Source organism: Klebsiella sp. FDAARGOS_511 (assembly GCF_003812845.1).
In the GTDB taxonomy this organism is placed as follows: domain Bacteria; phylum Pseudomonadota; class Gammaproteobacteria; order Enterobacterales; family Enterobacteriaceae; genus Klebsiella; species Klebsiella grimontii.
Genome location: NZ_CP033824.1, coordinates 2,638,859 through 2,656,743, shown reverse-complemented (window position 1 = coordinate 2,656,743; position 17,885 = coordinate 2,638,859). Strand labels below are relative to the sequence as shown.

Genomic DNA, 17,885 nt, shown 5'->3' with positions numbered 1-17,885 from the left:
ACACCCGGTAGAGATCACCTCGTTTGAGGTCATTGTGCTAAGATGCGAAGCATCACGATCTCATAAAATCAAAGGATAAAAGATGGAATCCCTTGCCGGTCTCTATAAAAATCATATTGTTACCCTACAAGAACGCACCCGTGACGTACTGGCCCGCTTTAAGCTGGATGCCCTGCTGATTCACTCCGGTGAACTGTTCAACGTCTTCCTTGACGATCATCCGTATCCGTTCAAGGTCAATCCCCAGTTCAAAGCCTGGGTGCCGGTTACCCAGGTCCCTAACTGCTGGCTGCTGGTGGACGGCGTCAACAAACCGAAACTGTGGTTCTACCTGCCGGTCGACTACTGGCATAACGTGGAACCGCTACCGACTTCGTTCTGGACCGAAGAGGTGGATGTGATTGCCCTGCCGAAAGCGGACGGTATCGGCAGCCAGCTGCCTGCCGCGCGCGGCAATATCGCTTATATCGGGCCGGTACCGGAACGCGCACTGGGGTTAGAACTCGCGGCGGATAAAATCAACCCGAAAGGGGTGATTGATTATCTGCACTACTACCGCTCTTATAAAACTGACTATGAGCTGGCCTGCATGCGCGAAGCGCAGAAGTCGGCGGTTAACGGTCATCAGGCCGCTCATGAAGCGTTCCTCTCCGGGATGAGCGAGTTTGATATCAATCAGGCCTATCTGACCGCGACCGGCCATCGCGACACCGATGTACCGTACAGCAACATTGTGGCGCTGAACGAACATGCCTCCGTGCTGCATTACACGAAGCTGGATCATCGCGCACCGGCGGAATTGCGCAGCTTCCTGCTGGATGCGGGTGCGGAATATAACGGCTATGCGGCGGACCTGACGCGTACCTGGGCGGCGCATGGTGATAGTGACTATGCTCAACTGATTAAAGATGTTAATGACGAACAGCTGGCGCTGATTAGCACCATGAAGGCGGGCGTGAGCTATGTGGATTATCATGTCCAGTTCCATCAGCGTATTGCCAAACTGCTGCGTAAACATCAGATCGTCAAAGAGATGAGTGAAGAAGCTATGGTGGAAAACGACCTGACCGGACCGTTTATGCCGCACGGTATTGGCCATCCTCTGGGTCTGCAGGTTCATGATGTCGCCGGCTTTATGCAGGATGATACCGGTACCCATCTGGCCGCGCCGGCAAAATATCCTTACCTGCGCTGCACGCGCGTGCTGCAGCCGCGCATGGTATTGACGATTGAACCGGGCATCTACTTTATCGAATCGCTGCTGGCGCCGTGGCGCGAGGGACAGTTCAGCAAACACTTCAACTGGCAGAAAATTGAAGCGCTGAAACCGTTTGGCGGTATTCGTATCGAAGACAACGTCGTGATCCACGAAAACAGTATTGAAAACATGACGCGCGATCTGAAACTGGCGTAATGGAAAGCTGGTTGATACCGGCCGCGCCGGTCACTTTTGTGGAAGAGATCAAAAGGAGCCGCTTTATCACGCTATTGGCGCATACCGACGGCGTAGCGGCGGCAAAAGCGTTTGTCGAGTCAGTCAGGGCTGAACATCCGGATGCCCGTCACCACTGCGTGGCGTGGGTCGCCGGGCCGCCAAATGACTCGCAGCAGCTGGGATTTTCCGATGATGGCGAACCGGCGGGGACGGCGGGTAAGCCGATGCTGGCGCAGCTTATGGGCAGCGGCGTCGGCGAGATAACCGCTGTCGTCGTGCGCTACTACGGTGGTATTCTGCTCGGCACCGGCGGTCTGGTCAAAGCGTACGGCGGCGGCGTGCATCAGGCGCTTGCGCAGCTCGCAACACAGCGCAAGACGCCGTTGACCGCATATACTTTGCAGTGTGAATACGGGCAGTTGGCCGGGATTGAAACGCTGTTGGCTCAATTCTCAGGGAAAATTGTCGAAAGCGAATATCAAGCGTCTGTTCAGCTGCGCGTGGCGCTTCCTCAGGCTGAAGTGGCGCTATTTTCAGCAAAACTGGCTGATTTTAGTCGCGGTTCGTTGCAATTACTGAAGATTGACGAATAATCCCCACCTGATTTTTTTGCATATCAAAGGAAGCGCCAGAGATGCATTTTCGCGCGATAACCCGAATCGTTGGACTGCTGGTCATTTTGTTTTCGGGGACAATGATCCTCCCGGGATTAATAGCTCTGATATATCGCGATGGTGCGGGGCGAGCGTTTACCCAGACCTTTTTTGTCGCTCTGGCGATCGGCTCGCTGCTGTGGTGGCCTAACCGTCGTGAGAAGGGCGAACTGAAATCCCGCGAAGGATTTCTTATCGTCGTGCTGTTCTGGACGGTACTCGGAAGCGTCGGCTCGCTGCCCTTTATCTTCTCTGAACAGCCCAACCTGAGCATTACGGATGCCTTCTTTGAATCTTTCTCAGGTTTGACAACGACCGGGGCAACCACGCTGGTTGGGCTAGATTCGTTACCCCACGCCATTCTTTTCTATCGTCAGATGCTGCAATGGTTTGGTGGGATGGGGATCATCGTGCTGGCGGTAGCGATACTGCCGATACTGGGCGTCGGGGGGATGCAGCTGTATCGGGCGGAAATGCCCGGGCCGCTGAAAGATAACAAGATGCGGCCGCGCATTGCTGAGACGGCGAAAACGCTATGGCTTATCTATGTCTTACTGACGGTGGCCTGCGCGCTGGCGCTGTGGTTTGCCGGTATGCCGGCGTTCGACGCCATTGGGCATAGCTTCTCGACGATTGCGATTGGCGGGTTCTCTACCCATGACGCTAGCGTGGGCTACTTTAATAGCCCAACGATTAACTCCATTATTGCGATTTTCTTGCTGATATCTGGCTGTAACTACGGCCTGCACTTTTCATTACTTAGCGGGCGCAGCCTGAAAGTGTACTGGCGCGATCCCGAATTCCGCATGTTTATCGGCGTGCAGCTCACGCTGGTGGTGGTATGTACTCTGGTGCTGTGGCTGCATGACGTCTACAGTTCTGCACTCATGACGGTGAACCAGGCGTTCTTCCAGGTTGTTTCGATGGCGACAACGGCAGGATTCACTACCGACAGTATCGCGCGCTGGCCGCTATTCTTGCCGGTCCTTCTACTCTGCTCGGCTTTTATCGGCGGCTGCGCCGGGTCGACGGGCGGTGGTTTGAAGGTTATCCGTATTCTTCTACTTTTCAAGCAGGGTAACCGTGAGCTTAAACGGCTGGTACACCCTAACGCGGTATACAGTATTAAACTGGGGAACCGTGCGTTGCCGGAACGTATCCTTGAAGCCGTTTGGGGATTTTTCTCCGCCTATGCGCTGGTGTTTATCATCAGTATGCTGGCGATTATCGCCACCGGCGTGGATGATTTCTCAGCCTTTGCTTCGGTCGTCGCGACGCTGAATAACCTTGGCCCGGGGCTGGGCGTGGTGGCGGATAACTTTGCGACGATGAACCCTGTCGCAAAATGGATCTTGATTGCTAATATGCTGTTTGGTCGTCTGGAAGTGTTCACCTTGCTGGTGCTATTTACTCCGACTTTCTGGCGCGAATAACAGGAGTGCCTGTGAAAACTTTGATTCTATTTTCTACCCGCGACGGACAGACGCGTGAAATCGCCTCCTATCTGGCATCTGAATTAAAAGAGCAGGGGATTGATGCGGATACGATTGACCTCAACCGTACCAATGAGGTGGAGTGGCCTTTATACGATCGTGTCGTGATTGGCGCATCAATCCGCTATGGTCACTTTCATCCCGCGCTGGAGCGGTTTGTCAAAACGCATCTTCAGTCGCTGCAGGCGCTGCCGGGAGCATTTTTCTCGGTTAACCTCGTCGCGCGTAAGCCAGAAAAACGAACGCCGCAGACCAACAGCTACACGCGAAAGTTTCTGCTCAACTCGCCCTGGCAGCCTCAGCAGTGCGCGGTATTTGCCGGAGCGCTTCGTTATCCACGCTATCGTTGGTACGATCGGTTTATGATTCGCCTAATTATGAAGATGACCGGCGGCGAAACGGATGTCAGTAAAGAAGTGGTGTATACCGACTGGCAGCAGGTGGGCAGGTTTGCGCGGGAAATTGCGCAAATGACCAGCAAATAGCGCGTTAAATCACCCTGGTGATGGAAAGTTGAGCGAACGAAATTTTTTTTGAAATTTCCCCTTGTCACTTCGGAATAACTCCCTATAATGCGCTCCCACTGACACGGAACAACGGCACGCAAGCCGCCGGGTCAGCGGGATTCAGCGATGAATGCCGGCAGAGAAAAGCAAAATTAAACGCTTGACTCTGAATGAGGAAAACGTATTATACGGGACCTCGCAACGGTGAGCGAAAGCCGCGTTGCACTGCTCTTTAACAATTTATCAGACAATCTGTGTGGGCACTCAAAGTGACATGGATTCTTAACGTCCTCGGACGAAAAATGAATACCAAGTCTCAAAGAGTGAACACGTAATTCATTACGAAGTTTAATTCACGAGCATCAAACTTAAATTGAAGAGTTTGATCATGGCTCAGATTGAACGCTGGCGGCAGGCCTAACACATGCAAGTCGAACGGTAGCACAGAGAGCTTGCTCTCGGGTGACGAGTGGCGGACGGGTGAGTAATGTCTGGGAAACTGCCTGATGGAGGGGGATAACTACTGGAAACGGTAGCTAATACCGCATAACGTCGCAAGACCAAAGAGGGGACCTTCGGGCCTCTTGCCATCAGATGTGCCCAGATGGGATTAGCTAGTAGGTGGGGTAACGGCTCACCTAGGCGACGATCCCTAGCTGGTCTGAGAGGATGACCAGCCACACTGGAACTGAGACACGGTCCAGACTCCTACGGGAGGCAGCAGTGGGGAATATTGCACAATGGGCGCAAGCCTGATGCAGCCATGCCGCGTGTATGAAGAAGGCCTTCGGGTTGTAAAGTACTTTCAGCGGGGAGGAAGGGAGTAAGGTTAATAACCTTATTCATTGACGTTACCCGCAGAAGAAGCACCGGCTAACTCCGTGCCAGCAGCCGCGGTAATACGGAGGGTGCAAGCGTTAATCGGAATTACTGGGCGTAAAGCGCACGCAGGCGGTCTGTCAAGTCGGATGTGAAATCCCCGGGCTCAACCTGGGAACTGCATTCGAAACTGGCAGGCTGGAGTCTTGTAGAGGGGGTAGAATTCCAGGTGTAGCGGTGAAATGCGTAGAGATCTGGAGGAATACCGGTGGCGAAGGCGGCCCCCTGGACAAAGACTGACGCTCAGGTGCGAAAGCGTGGGGAGCAAACAGGATTAGATACCCTGGTAGTCCACGCTGTAAACGATGTCGACTTGGAGGTTGTTCCCTTGAGGAGTGGCTTCCGGAGCTAACGCGTTAAGTCGACCGCCTGGGGAGTACGGCCGCAAGGTTAAAACTCAAATGAATTGACGGGGGCCCGCACAAGCGGTGGAGCATGTGGTTTAATTCGATGCAACGCGAAGAACCTTACCTACTCTTGACATCCAGAGAACTTAGCAGAGATGCTTTGGTGCCTTCGGGAACTCTGAGACAGGTGCTGCATGGCTGTCGTCAGCTCGTGTTGTGAAATGTTGGGTTAAGTCCCGCAACGAGCGCAACCCTTATCCTTTGTTGCCAGCGATTCGGTCGGGAACTCAAAGGAGACTGCCAGTGATAAACTGGAGGAAGGTGGGGATGACGTCAAGTCATCATGGCCCTTACGAGTAGGGCTACACACGTGCTACAATGGCATATACAAAGAGAAGCGACCTCGCGAGAGCAAGCGGACCTCATAAAGTATGTCGTAGTCCGGATTGGAGTCTGCAACTCGACTCCATGAAGTCGGAATCGCTAGTAATCGTGGATCAGAATGCCACGGTGAATACGTTCCCGGGCCTTGTACACACCGCCCGTCACACCATGGGAGTGGGTTGCAAAAGAAGTAGGTAGCTTAACCTTCGGGAGGGCGCTTACCACTTTGTGATTCATGACTGGGGTGAAGTCGTAACAAGGTAACCGTAGGGGAACCTGCGGTTGGATCACCTCCTTACCTTAAAGAACCTGCCTTTGTAGTGCTCACACAGATTGTCTGATGAAAATAAGCAGTAAGAAAATCTCTGCAGGCTTGTAGCTCAGGTGGTTAGAGCGCACCCCTGATAAGGGTGAGGTCGGTGGTTCAAGTCCACTCAGGCCTACCAAATTTCTGCTGATGCTGCGTTGCGGCGACACTCACATACTTTAAGTATGCTTCGTGTCACCCCGCTTTGCCTCAACAGAAATTAAGGTTGATGAGATTTAACTACGATGGGGCTATAGCTCAGCTGGGAGAGCGCCTGCTTTGCACGCAGGAGGTCTGCGGTTCGATCCCGCATAGCTCCACCATCTTTACTGCATACCACAAGAAAACTTCAGAGTGTACCTGAAAAGGTTCACTGCGAAGTTTTGCTCTTTAAAAATCTGGATCAAGCTGAAAATTGAAACGACACACATGTTATGTGTGTTCGAGTCTCTCAAATTTTCGCGACACGATGATGTTTTACGAAACATCTTCGGGTTGTGAGGTTAAGCGACTAAGCGTACACGGTGGATGCCCTGGCAGTCAGAGGCGATGAAGGACGTGCTAATCTGCGAAAAGCGTCGGTAAGGTGATATGAACCGTTACAGCCGGCGATGTCCGAATGGGGAAACCCAGTGCAATTCGTTGCACTATCGTTTGATGAATACATAGTCAAACGAGGCGAACCGGGGGAACTGAAACATCTAAGTACCCCGAGGAAAAGAAATCAACCGAGATTCCCCAGTAGCGGCGAGCGAACGGGGAGCAGCCCGGAGTCTGAATCAGCTTGTGTGTTAGTGGAAGCGTCTGGAAAGTCGCAGGGTACAGGGTGATACTCCCGTACACTAAAACACACAGGCTGTGAACTCGAAGAGTAGGGCGGGACACGTGGTATCCTGTCTGAATATGGGGGACCATCCTCCAAGGCTAAATACTCCTGACTGACCGATAGTGAACCAGTACCGTGAGGGAAAGGCGAAAAGAACCCCGGCGAGGGGAGTGAAAAAGAACCTGAAACCGTGTACGTACAAGCAGTAGGAGCCCACTTGTTGGGTGACTGCGTACCTTTTGTATAATGGGTCAGCGACTTATATTCTGTAGCAAGGTTAACCGTATAGGGGAGCCGCAGGGAAACCGAGTCTTAACTGGGCGTTAAGTTGCAGGGTATAGACCCGAAACCCGGTGATCTAGCCATGGGCAGGTTGAAGGTTGGGTAACACTAACTGGAGGACCGAACCGACTAATGTTGAAAAATTAGCGGATGACTTGTGGCTGGGGGTGAAAGGCCAATCAAACCGGGAGATAGCTGGTTCTCCCCGAAAGCTATTTAGGTAGCGCCTCGTGAACTCATCTTCGGGGGTAGAGCACTGTTTCGGCTAGGGGGTCATCCCGACTTACCAACCCGATGCAAACTACGAATACCGAAGAATGTTATCACGGGAGACACACGGCGGGTGCTAACGTCCGTCGTGAAGAGGGAAACAACCCAGACCGCCAGCTAAGGTCCCAAAGTCATGGTTAAGTGGGAAACGATGTGGGAAGGCCCAGACAGCCAGGATGTTGGCTTAGAAGCAGCCATCATTTAAAGAAAGCGTAATAGCTCACTGGTCGAGTCGGCCTGCGCGGAAGATGTAACGGGGCTAAACCATGCACCGAAGCTGCGGCAGCGACACTATGTGTTGTTGGGTAGGGGAGCGTTCTGTAAGCCGTTGAAGGTGGCCTGTGAGGGTTGCTGGAGGTATCAGAAGTGCGAATGCTGACATAAGTAACGATAATGCGGGTGAAAAACCCGCACGCCGGAAGACCAAGGGTTCCTGTCCAACGTTAATCGGGGCAGGGTGAGTCGACCCCTAAGGCGAGGCCGAAAGGCGTAGTCGATGGGAAACAGGTTAATATTCCTGTACTTGGTGTTACTGCGAAGGGGGACGGAGAAGGCTATGTTGGCCGGGCGACGGTTGTCCCGGTTTAAGCGTGTAGGTGTGTGTTCCAGGTAAATCCGGTTCACTTTAACACTGAGGCGTGATGACGAGGCACTACGGTGCTGAAGTGACAAATGCCCTGCTTCCAGGAAAAGCCTCTAAGCATCAGGTAACATCAAATCGTACCCCAAACCGACACAGGTGGTCAGGTAGAGAATACCAAGGCGCTTGAGAGAACTCGGGTGAAGGAACTAGGCAAAATGGTGCCGTAACTTCGGGAGAAGGCACGCTGATATGTAGGTGAAGTGATTTACTCATGGAGCTGAAATCAGTCGAAGATACCAGCTGGCTGCAACTGTTTATTAAAAACACAGCACTGTGCAAACACGAAAGTGGACGTATACGGTGTGACGCCTGCCCGGTGCCGGAAGGTTAATTGATGGGGTTATCCGTAAGGAGAAGCTCTTGATCGAAGCCCCGGTAAACGGCGGCCGTAACTATAACGGTCCTAAGGTAGCGAAATTCCTTGTCGGGTAAGTTCCGACCTGCACGAATGGCGTAATGATGGCCAGGCTGTCTCCACCCGAGACTCAGTGAAATTGAACTCGCTGTGAAGATGCAGTGTACCCGCGGCAAGACGGAAAGACCCCGTGAACCTTTACTATAGCTTGACACTGAACACTGGTCCTTGATGTGTAGGATAGGTGGGAGGCTTTGAAGCGTGGACGCCAGTCTGCGTGGAGCCATCCTTGAAATACCACCCTTTAATGGCTGGTGTTCTAACGTGGGCCCGTAATCCGGGTTGCGGACAGTGTCTGGTGGGTAGTTTGACTGGGGCGGTCTCCTCCTAAAGAGTAACGGAGGAGCACGAAGGTCAGCTAATCCTGGTCGGACATCAGGAGGTTAGTGCAATGGCATAAGCTGGCTTGACTGCGAGCGTGACGGCGCGAGCAGGTGCGAAAGCAGGTCATAGTGATCCGGTGGTTCTGAATGGAAGGGCCATCGCTCAACGGATAAAAGGTACTCCGGGGATAACAGGCTGATACCGCCCAAGAGTTCATATCGACGGCGGTGTTTGGCACCTCGATGTCGGCTCATCACATCCTGGGGCTGAAGTAGGTCCCAAGGGTATGGCTGTTCGCCATTTAAAGTGGTACGCGAGCTGGGTTTAGAACGTCGTGAGACAGTTCGGTCCCTATCTGCCGTGGGCGCTGGAGAATTGAGGGGGCTGCTCCTAGTACGAGAGGACCGGAGTGGACGCATCACTGGTGTTCGGGTTGTCATGCCAATGGCATTGCCCGGTAGCTAAATGCGGAAGAGATAAGTGCTGAAAGCATCTAAGTACGAAACTTGCCCCGAGATGAGTTCTCCCTGACTCCTTGAGAGTCCTGAAGGAACGTTGAAGACGACGACGTTGATAGGCCGGGTGTGTAAGCGCAGCGATGCGTTGAGCTAACCGGTACTAATGAACCGTGAGGCTTAACCTTACAACGCCGAAGATGTTTTGGCGGATTTGAGAAGACAACAATTTCAGCATTGATTACAGATTTTCGGGAACGAAAGATTTTACGCTGAGGCAAGGCGGCAAATGAAGTAAAGGAAGGAGCATACTGAGGTATGTGACTGACTTTACGAATGCAGCCAACGCAGCATCGGTGTAAAAGATTCGTTTCTGACAACAGAATTTGCCTGGCGGCGATAGCGCGGTGGTCCCACCTGACCCCATGCCGAACTCAGAAGTGAAACGCCGTAGCGCCGATGGTAGTGTGGGGTCTCCCCATGTGAGAGTAGGGAACTGCCAGGCATCAAACAGGTGAAGAGCCCATCCTGACGGATGGGCTTTTTGCGTTTTTGTGGCCTGAGAACTACCAGACTTTGGTAACGTCATGGTACCAGGTCTCCCCTGACAATCAGGCAAGCCTTCCCTCGCTATATACGGTAAACTAATGCAGATTTTGCATCTGGAAGCCATTATGAGCCACTCACTTAAGCCCTGGAATACCTTCGGTATTGACCGTTCTGCTAAAACGATTGTTCGCGCCGAAACTGAAAAACAGCTACTGGATGCCTGGCAAAATGCCGCTGCACAGCGTCAGCCAACCCTGATTCTTGGTGAAGGAAGCAATGTTCTGTTCCTGAAGGATTATGCCGGTACGGTGATTATTAATCGTATTATGGGTATCGAAGTGAGTGAAACACCAGACGCGTGGCATTTACATGTTGGTGCAGGAGAGAACTGGCATCAGCTAGTGCAGTTTGCGTTGAATAACGGTATGCCTGGCCTGGAAAATCTTGCCCTGATTCCTGGCTGCGCCGGCTCCTCGCCGATTCAAAATATTGGAGCTTACGGCGTTGAATTACAAAAGGTTTGCCAGTACGTCGATTGCGTTGAGTTAGCAACCGGCGAGAAACAGCGCCTTTCCGCTGCGGAATGCCGTTTTGGCTACCGGGACAGTATTTTTAAGCATGAATATCAGGATTGCTACGCGATTGTGGCCGTTGGTTTGATGTTACCAAAAGAGTGGCAACCCGTTTTGACCTACGGCGATTTAACCCGGCTTGATCCGCAAACCGTTACCCCCAGGCAGGTGTTTGATGCCGTATGTCATATGCGCATGACCAAACTTCCCGATCCCAAAGTGAATGGAAATGCGGGGAGCTTCTTTAAGAATCCGGTCGTTAGCGCAGACAAGGCTCAAGCATTGTTGGCTGCCTATCCGCACATTCCCCACTATCCTCAGCCTGAGGGCTGTATGAAGCTGGCCGCCGGCTGGCTTATCGATCAATGTCAGCTTAAAGGCAAAGTAATTGGCGGCGCAGCGGTACATAGCCAACAGGCATTGGTATTAATCAATCATAATCAGGCAACCAGTGAAGATGTGGTTGGACTGGCTCACTATGTACGCCAACAGGTTGGTGAGAAGTTTGATATTTGGCTACAGCCGGAGGTGCGCTTTATTGGCGAAACGGGTGAAGTCAATGCCGAGGAGACCATTGCATGAAAGACTACACGGTTCCTTTGACACTGATATCGATACTGGCTGATGCTGAATTTCACTCAGGTGAACAGCTTGGCGAGCGCTTAGGGATGAGTCGGGCAGCAATCAACAAGCATATTCAAACGTTACGCGATTGGGGAGTCGACGTATTTACCGTCCCGGGTAAAGGCTACAGTCTCCCTGAGCCTATTCAACTTCTGGATGAAGAGCAGATCGCCAGGCAGATCGAGCATGGCCGGGTAACCGTGCTACCGGTGATTGATTCTACGAACCAGTATCTTCTGGACCGGCTCAGCGAACTGCAATCTGGTGATGCCTGCGTAGCTGAGTATCAGCAGGCTGGCCGCGGCCGCCGCGGGCGCAAGTGGTTCTCGCCGTTTGGGTCTAACCTTTATCTTTCAATGTACTGGCGGCTGGAGCAGGGGCCTGCTGCGGCGATAGGTTTGAGTCTGGTCATCGGGATTGTGATTGCCGAGGTGCTGCAGAGTCTGGGGGCGGATAAAGTACGGGTTAAATGGCCGAACGACCTCTATTTGCAGGATCGCAAATTATCCGGGATCCTGGTTGAACTGACGGGGAAAACCGGCGATGCGGCACAGATAGTCAGCGGCGCGGGGATTAATCTCATGATGCGCCGCGTGGAGTCTGATGTTGTCAATCAGGGCTGGATCAGCCTGCAGGAGGCAGGGATCTCTATCGATCGTAATCAGTTAGCCGCTTGTCTGATTAAAGAGCTGCGGGCAGGTTTTAAACTTTTTGAGAATGAAGGTCTGGCGCCCTATCTGGGCCGCTGGGAAAAGCTCGATAATTTTATTAACCGTCCTGTTAAACTTATTATTGGCGATAAAGAGATCTTTGGGATTTCTCGAGGTATTGATGCTCAAGGCGCATTATTACTGGAACAAGAAGGGGTGATAAAACCCTGGATTGGCGGTGAGATCTCATTGAGAGGCGCTGAATGAAAAAGGGGAGCCAGCGCTCCCCTTTTTATTTCCTTAACCGCACCTGATTGACTGAGTGGTTTGCGCTTTTTGTCATGATAAGACTGGCTCGCTCACGTGTTGGTAAGATATTTTCTTTTAAATTCAAAAGATTAATTTCATTCCAAAGCGATGTGGCAATATTAATAGCTTCGTCTTTAGACAGCTGAGCATAGTTATGGAAATAAGAGTCCGGGTCGGTAAAAGCCCCTTCGCGAAATTTCAGAAAACGATTGATATACCAGGTTTTGAGCAACTCTTCTGGTGCATCCACATAAATTGAAAAATCAACGAAGTCGGAAACAAATACATGATGTGGATCGTGAGGGTAATCCATTCCACTCTGCAAAACATTTAATCCTTCAAGAATTAATATATCAGGCTGAGTGACCGTTTTATCCCCATCCGGAATCACATCATAAATGAGATGTGAATAGACCGGTGCCGTAGCATCAGGTACGCCGGATTTCAGATCGGAGACGAATTTAACCAGGCGATGCATATCGTATGACTGTGGGAAGCCCTTCTTCTTCATCAGTCCACGTTCTTTCAATACTGCGTTAGGGTGGAGAAAACCATCTGTCGTAATCAATTCTACATGTCGATGCTCAGGCCAGCGGCTAAGTAAAGCCTGTAGTACGCGTGCGGTGGTGCTCTTCCCGACCGCCACGCTACCCGCAATGCTAATGATATAAGGAATACGTTGGCCATTGGTGCCAAGGAATTGTTCCAGTACAGCCTGGCGGCGCAAATTAGAACTGATATAGAAATTGAGTAAACGCGACAGCGGCAAATAAATCTCTGCAACTTCTTCCAGGGAAAGATCTTCGTTGATGCCTTTTAACCGCGTGATTTCTTCTTCTGTTAGCGTCATCGGAACGGAATCACGCAGTGCAGCCCATTGGTCACGGTTAAATTGTAGATACGGTGTCATTAACGTTTGCTCTTTTAGGCTCATAAGCATGCTCTTGCAACCGCCGAATTACATGAAGGCGGGGTGCTTCACACTAGTTAATCAGGACAATGGGCAGGAGGGTAACACCAGATTGCGCGGAATAATAAGAAAAAAACTCATTGAATGATGCTTTCTAAAGGTAGCATCACAGAGATGAATGGTTTGGTAAGGGGGTATAAAGTCCTCGATAGAGGCCAGCGAGTTTTCGCGACATCTTAAGGGAGAGGTTGCGAGGTATCGATATTACTTGCGCGGTTTGGATATGCCTTTTGCCTTCCTCGTAACCGTATCTGTGAAGAAAGTTGGCGTATTTTTGTTCTGCTCTGTTTGAAATTACACCGTTTTTTCTCGTTTGAGCACAAAATGTGAGCAATAGAACATTTTCTGCAATTTTTTAGTTGCATGAACTCGCAGGTCTCCCTAGAATGCGCGCTACTTGATGCCGACTTAGCTCAGTAGGTAGAGCAACTGACTTGTAATCAGTAGGTCACCAGTTCGATTCCGGTAGTCGGCACCATCAAGTGCCTGGTGGGGTTCCCGAGCGGCCAAAGGGAGCAGACTGTAAATCTGCCGTCATCGACTTCGAAGGTTCGAATCCTTCCCCCACCACCATCTTTCGGCAACGCTTTGCGGAGCCAGAGTTGATTGGTTAAACTGGTCAGCTCAAACAGAAAAAGAGACGCTTCTCTTTTTTTTGTTATAGAAAGAACTGGGTAGCCGAGTTTCAGGATGCGGGCATCGTATAATGGCTATTACCTCAGCCTTCCAAGCTGATGATGCGGGTTCGATTCCCGCTGCCCGCTCCAAACGTGCTGATATGGCTCAGTTGGTAGAGCGCACCCTTGGTAAGGGTGAGGTCCCCAGTTCGACTCTGGGTATCAGCACCACTTCTTTATCTCTCCTCCCCTGTTTCTCTCTGGTTTATTGCATTCAACAAGTCGGGCATGTTGCCCGGTTGATGTGGTGATATCACCGATTTATCCGTGTCTTAGAGGGACAATCGATGTCTAAAGAAAAGTTTGAACGTACAAAACCGCACGTTAACGTCGGTACTATCGGCCACGTTGACCATGGTAAAACAACGCTGACCGCTGCAATCACTACCGTTCTGGCTAAAACCTACGGTGGTTCTGCTCGCGCATTCGATCAGATCGATAACGCGCCGGAAGAAAAAGCTCGTGGTATCACCATCAACACTTCTCACGTTGAATATGACACCCCGACTCGCCACTACGCGCACGTAGACTGCCCGGGCCACGCCGACTATGTTAAAAACATGATCACCGGTGCTGCACAGATGGACGGCGCGATCCTGGTTGTTGCTGCGACTGACGGCCCGATGCCGCAGACTCGTGAGCACATCCTGCTGGGTCGTCAGGTAGGCGTTCCGTACATCATCGTGTTCCTGAACAAATGCGACATGGTTGATGACGAAGAGCTGCTGGAACTGGTTGAAATGGAAGTTCGTGAACTTCTGTCTCAGTACGATTTCCCGGGCGACGACACTCCGATCGTTCGCGGTTCCGCTCTGAAAGCGCTGGAAGGCGACGCAGACTGGGAAGCGAAAATCATCGAACTGGCTGGCTATCTGGATTCTTACATCCCGGAACCAGAGCGTGCGATTGACAAGCCGTTCCTGCTGCCGATCGAAGACGTATTCTCCATCTCCGGTCGTGGTACCGTTGTTACCGGTCGTGTAGAGCGCGGTATCATCAAAGTTGGCGAAGAAGTTGAAATCGTTGGTATCAAAGAGACTGCGAAGTCTACCTGTACTGGCGTTGAAATGTTCCGCAAACTGCTGGACGAAGGCCGTGCTGGTGAGAACGTTGGTGTTCTGCTGCGTGGTATCAAACGTGAAGAAATCGAACGTGGTCAGGTACTGGCTAAGCCCGGTTCCATCAAGCCGCACACCAAGTTCGAATCTGAAGTGTACATTCTGTCCAAAGACGAAGGCGGCCGTCATACTCCGTTCTTCAAAGGCTACCGTCCGCAGTTCTACTTCCGTACAACTGACGTGACTGGCACCATCGAACTGCCGGAAGGCGTAGAGATGGTAATGCCGGGCGACAACATCAAAATGGTTGTTACCCTGATCCACCCGATCGCGATGGACGACGGTCTGCGTTTCGCAATCCGTGAAGGTGGCCGTACCGTTGGCGCAGGCGTGGTTGCTAAAGTTCTCGGCTAATTGCTGATAACATTTGACGCAATGCGCAATAAAAGGGCATCATTTGATGCCCTTTTTGCACGCTTTCACACCAGAACCTGGCTCATCAGTGATTTTTTGGGTCATAATCATTGCTGAGACAGGCTCTGAAGAGGGCGTTAAGTCCGAAACGCAGCAGAGCATTTCGGTTTGGTCGCCTCGCATTTCATGCGGGGTGAAGTTATTTGTCTGAATTCTTGTGACAGGTTGGTTTATGAGTGCGAATACCGAAGCTCAAGGGAGCGGGCGCGGCCTCGAAGCGATGAAGTGGACAATCGTAGTCGTGCTGCTGGTTGTGGCCATCGTCGGCAACTTCCTTTATCGTGACATTATGCTGGCAGTGCGTGCGCTGGCTGTAGTGATTCTGATCGCTGCAGCGGGCGGTGTCGCGCTGTTAACGACAAAAGGTAAGGCGACAGTCGCCTTCGCTCGTGAAGCGAGAACCGAAGTCCGCAAGGTGATCTGGCCGACTCGGCAGGAAACGTTGCATACCACGCTGATTGTTGCCGCAGTGACTGCCGTAATGTCACTGATCCTGTGGGGACTGGATGGTATTCTGGTTCGCCTGGTATCCTTTATCACTGGCCTGAGGTTCTGAGATGTCTGAAGCACCTAAAAAGCGTTGGTACGTCGTTCAGGCGTTTTCCGGTTTTGAAGGCCGCGTAGCGACTTCGCTACGTGAGCACATCAAATTACATAACATGGAAGAGCTGTTTGGCGAAGTCATGGTGCCGACCGAAGAAGTGGTCGAAATCCGTGGCGGCCAGCGTCGTAAAAGCGAACGCAAATTCTTCCCGGGCTACGTGCTGGTCCAGATGGTGATGAATGACGCGAGCTGGCACCTGGTGCGCAGCGTACCGCGTGTAATGGGTTTCATCGGCGGTACGTCTGACCGTCCGGCACCGATCAGCGACAAAGAAGTCGACGCGATCATGAACCGCCTGCAGCAGGTTGGCGATAAGCCGCGGCCGAAGACGCTGTTTGAGCCGGGTGAAATGGTTCGCGTTAGCGACGGTCCGTTTGCCGACTTTAACGGCGTTGTTGAAGAAGTGGACTACGAGAAGTCTCGTCTGAAAGTGTCCGTTTCTATCTTCGGTCGTGCGACGCCGGTTGAGCTGGACTTTGCTCAGGTAGAAAAAGCCTAACAGCCGATCAAAAAAGCAACGATTTAATCGTTGCATGAGGCGCGAAATTGGCATACAATTTCGCGCCTTTTGTTTTTATGGGTCTGATTCCCATAAAGCGATATTTATCACGGGGAGCCTTTTCAGGCGCTACACCCAAACGAGGAAATTTACATGGCTAAGAAAGTACAAGCCTATGTCAAGCTGCAGGTTGCAGCTGGTATGGCAAACCCGAGTCCGCCGGTTGGTCCAGCACTGGGTCAGCAGGGTGTGAACATCATGGAATTCTGCAAAGCGTTCAACGCAAAAACTGAATCCCTGGAAAAAGGTCTGCCAATCCCGGTTGTTATCACCGTTTACGCTGACCGTTCTTTCACCTTCGTTACCAAAACTCCGCCGGCAGCAGTTCTGCTGAAAAAAGCGGCTGGTATCAAGTCTGGTTCCGGTAAACCGAACAAAGACAAAGTAGGTAAAATTTCCCGCGCTCAGCTGCAGGAAATCGCGCAGACCAAAGCTGCCGACATGACTGGTTCCGACATTGAAGCGATGACTCGCTCCATTGAAGGTACTGCACGTTCCATGGGCCTGGTAGTGGAGGACTAAGAAATGGCTAAACTGACCAAGCGCATGTCCGTGATTCGTGACAAAGTTGATGCGACCAAGCAGTACGACATCAACGAAGCCATCTCTCTGCTGAAAGAACTAGCTACTGCTAAGTTCGTTGAAAGCGTTGATGTTGCCGTTAACCTCGGCATCGACGCTCGTAAATCTGACCAGAACGTCCGTGGCGCGACCGTACTGCCGCACGGTACTGGCCGTTCAGTTCGCGTAGCCGTATTTGCCCAGGGCCCGAACGCTGAAGCAGCTAAAGCTGCTGGCGCAGAGCTGGTAGGTATGGAAGATCTGGCTGACCAGATCAAAAAAGGCGAAATGAACTTTGACGTTGTTATTGCTTCCCCGGATGCAATGCGCGTTGTTGGCCAGCTGGGCCAGGTTCTGGGTCCGCGCGGCCTGATGCCAAACCCGAAAGTTGGTACTGTAACGCCGAACGTTGCTGAAGCGGTTAAGAACGCTAAAGCAGGTCAGGTTCGTTACCGTAACGACAAAAACGGCATCATTCACACCACCATCGGTAAAGTGGATTTTGACGCTGATAAACTGAAAGAAAACCTGGAAGCTCTGCTGGTTGCGCTGAAAAAAGCGAAACCGACTCAGGCTAAAGGTGTGTACATCAAGAAAATCAGCATCTCCACCACCATGGGTGCTGGCGTTGCCGTTGATCAGGCTGGTCTGAGCGCTTCTGCGAACTAAGATTAGCTTTACGTGGGCGGTGAATTTGTCTACAATCTTACCCCCACGTATTCTGCTTATAGCAGACGTATAGCCGACATATTCAGGCTGTGGCAAGGCGACAACTGAGTGAATCGCCTGGAGCATAGTTAACTATGTGACCGGTGTGAACGAAGGCAGTCAACGCCGCCACAGATTGAATAGCGACGGATAGACAAGATTTGTTCGTTGGAGCCTGGCCTATCCAGGCCTCCGTCGAAGACCGCAGGTGTCTCGTAAGAGACTTAATGCCCTGCGTAGACGGTGACAGAACGCTAAGATTATTTTTGGATACTCTGGCTTGTTTCTGCTCACCGTATTAAGACGCTCTTCTCTTTGAGTCGAGTGAAGTGAGTTCCGGAGCATGAGCTC

12 protein-coding genes, 6 tRNA genes and 3 rRNA genes are annotated in these 17,885 nt (G+C 51.7%); 20 read left to right on the top strand and 1 reads right to left on the bottom strand.

Annotated elements, in window-relative coordinates; translation table 11 throughout:
• Nucleotides 1–82 precede the first annotated feature (82 nt).
• The 11 genes from pepQ to birA all read left to right on the top strand — a co-directional run bounded on the left by pepQ (nt 83) and on the right by birA (nt 11,881).
• A complete protein-coding gene (gene pepQ / locus EGY08_RS13765) occupies nt 83–1,414 on the top strand; it encodes a Xaa-Pro dipeptidase (protein ID WP_004127559.1) in 1,332 nt (443 codons plus the stop codon).
• Nucleotides 1,414–2,028 (top strand): IMPACT family protein, encoded by a 615-nt coding sequence (locus EGY08_RS13760; RefSeq protein WP_004127563.1) that lies wholly within the window; start codon nt 1,414–1,416, stop codon nt 2,026–2,028. The genes pepQ and EGY08_RS13760 overlap by 1 nt, the downstream gene beginning before the upstream one ends.
• A 41-nt stretch (nt 2,029–2,069) precedes the next feature.
• On the top strand, nt 2,070–3,521 hold the full coding sequence (trkH, locus tag EGY08_RS13755; RefSeq protein ID WP_004097624.1) for a Trk system potassium transporter TrkH: 1,452 nt from the start codon (nt 2,070–2,072) through the stop codon (nt 3,519–3,521).
• Nucleotides 3,522–3,532: 11 nt separating this feature from the next.
• Nucleotides 3,533–4,066 carry a menaquinone-dependent protoporphyrinogen IX dehydrogenase gene (gene hemG / locus EGY08_RS13750; protein ID WP_004127566.1) on the top strand — a complete coding sequence of 178 codons (534 nt, stop codon included), beginning with the start codon at nt 3,533–3,535 and terminating at the stop codon, nt 4,064–4,066.
• Nucleotides 4,067–4,457: 391 nt separating this feature from the next.
• Nucleotides 4,458–5,995, top strand: a 16S ribosomal RNA gene (locus tag EGY08_RS13745).
• Between the two features lie 71 nt (nt 5,996–6,066).
• Nucleotides 6,067–6,143, top strand: a tRNA-Ile gene (locus EGY08_RS13740).
• A gap of 108 nt (nt 6,144–6,251) precedes the next feature.
• Nucleotides 6,252–6,327: transfer RNA gene (locus EGY08_RS13735), tRNA-Ala, on the top strand.
• A 178-nt stretch (nt 6,328–6,505) separates the two neighbouring features.
• Nucleotides 6,506–9,407 (top strand): 23S ribosomal RNA (locus tag EGY08_RS13730).
• Nucleotides 9,408–9,608: 201 nt separating this feature from the next.
• A 5S ribosomal RNA gene (gene rrf / locus EGY08_RS13725) occupies nt 9,609–9,724 on the top strand.
• The 16S, 23S and 5S rRNA genes sit together here with 2 tRNA genes alongside, the layout of an rRNA operon.
• Before the next feature lie 169 nt (nt 9,725–9,893).
• Complete coding sequence (gene murB / locus EGY08_RS13720; protein WP_004127569.1) at nt 9,894–10,922, top strand: UDP-N-acetylmuramate dehydrogenase; 1,029 nt, start codon at nt 9,894–9,896, stop codon at nt 10,920–10,922.
• Nucleotides 10,919–11,881: a bifunctional biotin--[acetyl-CoA-carboxylase] ligase/biotin operon repressor BirA gene (birA, locus tag EGY08_RS13715; protein WP_004127571.1), complete on the top strand. Its 963-nt coding sequence runs from the start codon at nt 10,919–10,921 to the stop codon at nt 11,879–11,881. The genes murB and birA overlap by 4 nt, the downstream gene beginning before the upstream one ends.
• A 25-nt stretch (nt 11,882–11,906) precedes the next feature.
• Here birA and coaA read toward each other — a convergent pair whose 3' ends face one another.
• Nucleotides 11,907–12,857 (bottom strand): type I pantothenate kinase, encoded by a 951-nt coding sequence (gene coaA / locus EGY08_RS13710; RefSeq protein WP_004127574.1) that lies wholly within the window; start codon nt 12,855–12,857, stop codon nt 11,907–11,909.
• A 438-nt stretch (nt 12,858–13,295) separates the two neighbouring features.
• Here coaA and EGY08_RS13705 point away from each other — a divergent pair.
• The 9 genes from EGY08_RS13705 to rplA all read left to right on the top strand — a co-directional run bounded on the left by EGY08_RS13705 (nt 13,296) and on the right by rplA (nt 17,495).
• Nucleotides 13,296–13,371: transfer RNA gene (locus EGY08_RS13705), tRNA-Thr, on the top strand.
• Nucleotides 13,372–13,381: 10 nt separating this feature from the next.
• Nucleotides 13,382–13,466: transfer RNA gene (locus EGY08_RS13700), tRNA-Tyr, on the top strand.
• A gap of 119 nt (nt 13,467–13,585) precedes the next feature.
• Nucleotides 13,586–13,660, top strand: a tRNA-Gly gene (locus EGY08_RS13695).
• A 5-nt stretch (nt 13,661–13,665) separates the two neighbouring features.
• Nucleotides 13,666–13,741, top strand: a tRNA-Thr gene (locus tag EGY08_RS13690).
• Between the two features lie 116 nt (nt 13,742–13,857).
• Complete coding sequence (gene tuf / locus EGY08_RS13685) at nt 13,858–15,042, top strand: elongation factor Tu (RefSeq protein ID WP_004097636.1); 1,185 nt, start codon at nt 13,858–13,860, stop codon at nt 15,040–15,042.
• Nucleotides 15,043–15,274: 232 nt separating this feature from the next.
• Nucleotides 15,275–15,658: a preprotein translocase subunit SecE gene (secE, locus tag EGY08_RS13675; protein WP_004097638.1), complete on the top strand. Its 384-nt coding sequence runs from the start codon at nt 15,275–15,277 to the stop codon at nt 15,656–15,658.
• Nucleotide 15,659: 1 nt separating this feature from the next.
• Nucleotides 15,660–16,205, top strand: a complete 546-nt coding sequence (nusG, locus tag EGY08_RS13670; protein ID WP_002438628.1) for a transcription termination/antitermination protein NusG — start codon at nt 15,660–15,662, stop codon at nt 16,203–16,205.
• Between the two features lie 153 nt (nt 16,206–16,358).
• A complete protein-coding gene (gene rplK / locus EGY08_RS13665; protein WP_004097640.1) occupies nt 16,359–16,787 on the top strand; it encodes a 50S ribosomal protein L11 in 429 nt (142 codons plus the stop codon).
• 3 nt (nt 16,788–16,790) lie between these two features.
• Nucleotides 16,791–17,495 carry a 50S ribosomal protein L1 gene (rplA, locus tag EGY08_RS13660; RefSeq protein ID WP_004097642.1) on the top strand — a complete coding sequence of 235 codons (705 nt, stop codon included), beginning with the start codon at nt 16,791–16,793 and terminating at the stop codon, nt 17,493–17,495.
• The last annotated feature ends 390 nt before the right edge of the window (nt 17,496–17,885 follow it).

What these genes read in the sequence shown, in the direction of transcription:
- pepQ (WP_004127559.1), top strand. Translation starts at nt 83, where the DNA reads ATGGAATCCCTTGCCGGTCTCTATAAAAATCATATTGTTACCCTACAA.
- EGY08_RS13760 (WP_004127563.1), top strand. Translation starts at nt 1,414, where the DNA reads ATGGAAAGCTGGTTGATACCGGCCGCGCCGGTCACTTTTGTGGAAGAG.
- trkH (WP_004097624.1), top strand. Translation starts at nt 2,070, where the DNA reads ATGCATTTTCGCGCGATAACCCGAATCGTTGGACTGCTGGTCATTTTG.
- murB (WP_004127569.1), top strand. Translation starts at nt 9,894, where the DNA reads ATGAGCCACTCACTTAAGCCCTGGAATACCTTCGGTATTGACCGTTCT.
- birA (WP_004127571.1), top strand. Translation starts at nt 10,919, where the DNA reads ATGAAAGACTACACGGTTCCTTTGACACTGATATCGATACTGGCTGAT.
- coaA (WP_004127574.1), bottom strand. Translation starts at nt 12,857, where the DNA reads ATGAGCCTAAAAGAGCAAACGTTAATGACACCGTATCTACAATTTAAC.
- tuf (WP_004097636.1), top strand. Translation starts at nt 13,858, where the DNA reads ATGTCTAAAGAAAAGTTTGAACGTACAAAACCGCACGTTAACGTCGGT.
- secE (WP_004097638.1), top strand. Translation starts at nt 15,275, where the DNA reads ATGAGTGCGAATACCGAAGCTCAAGGGAGCGGGCGCGGCCTCGAAGCG.
- nusG (WP_002438628.1), top strand. Translation starts at nt 15,660, where the DNA reads ATGTCTGAAGCACCTAAAAAGCGTTGGTACGTCGTTCAGGCGTTTTCC.
- rplK (WP_004097640.1), top strand. Translation starts at nt 16,359, where the DNA reads ATGGCTAAGAAAGTACAAGCCTATGTCAAGCTGCAGGTTGCAGCTGGT.
- rplA (WP_004097642.1), top strand. Translation starts at nt 16,791, where the DNA reads ATGGCTAAACTGACCAAGCGCATGTCCGTGATTCGTGACAAAGTTGAT.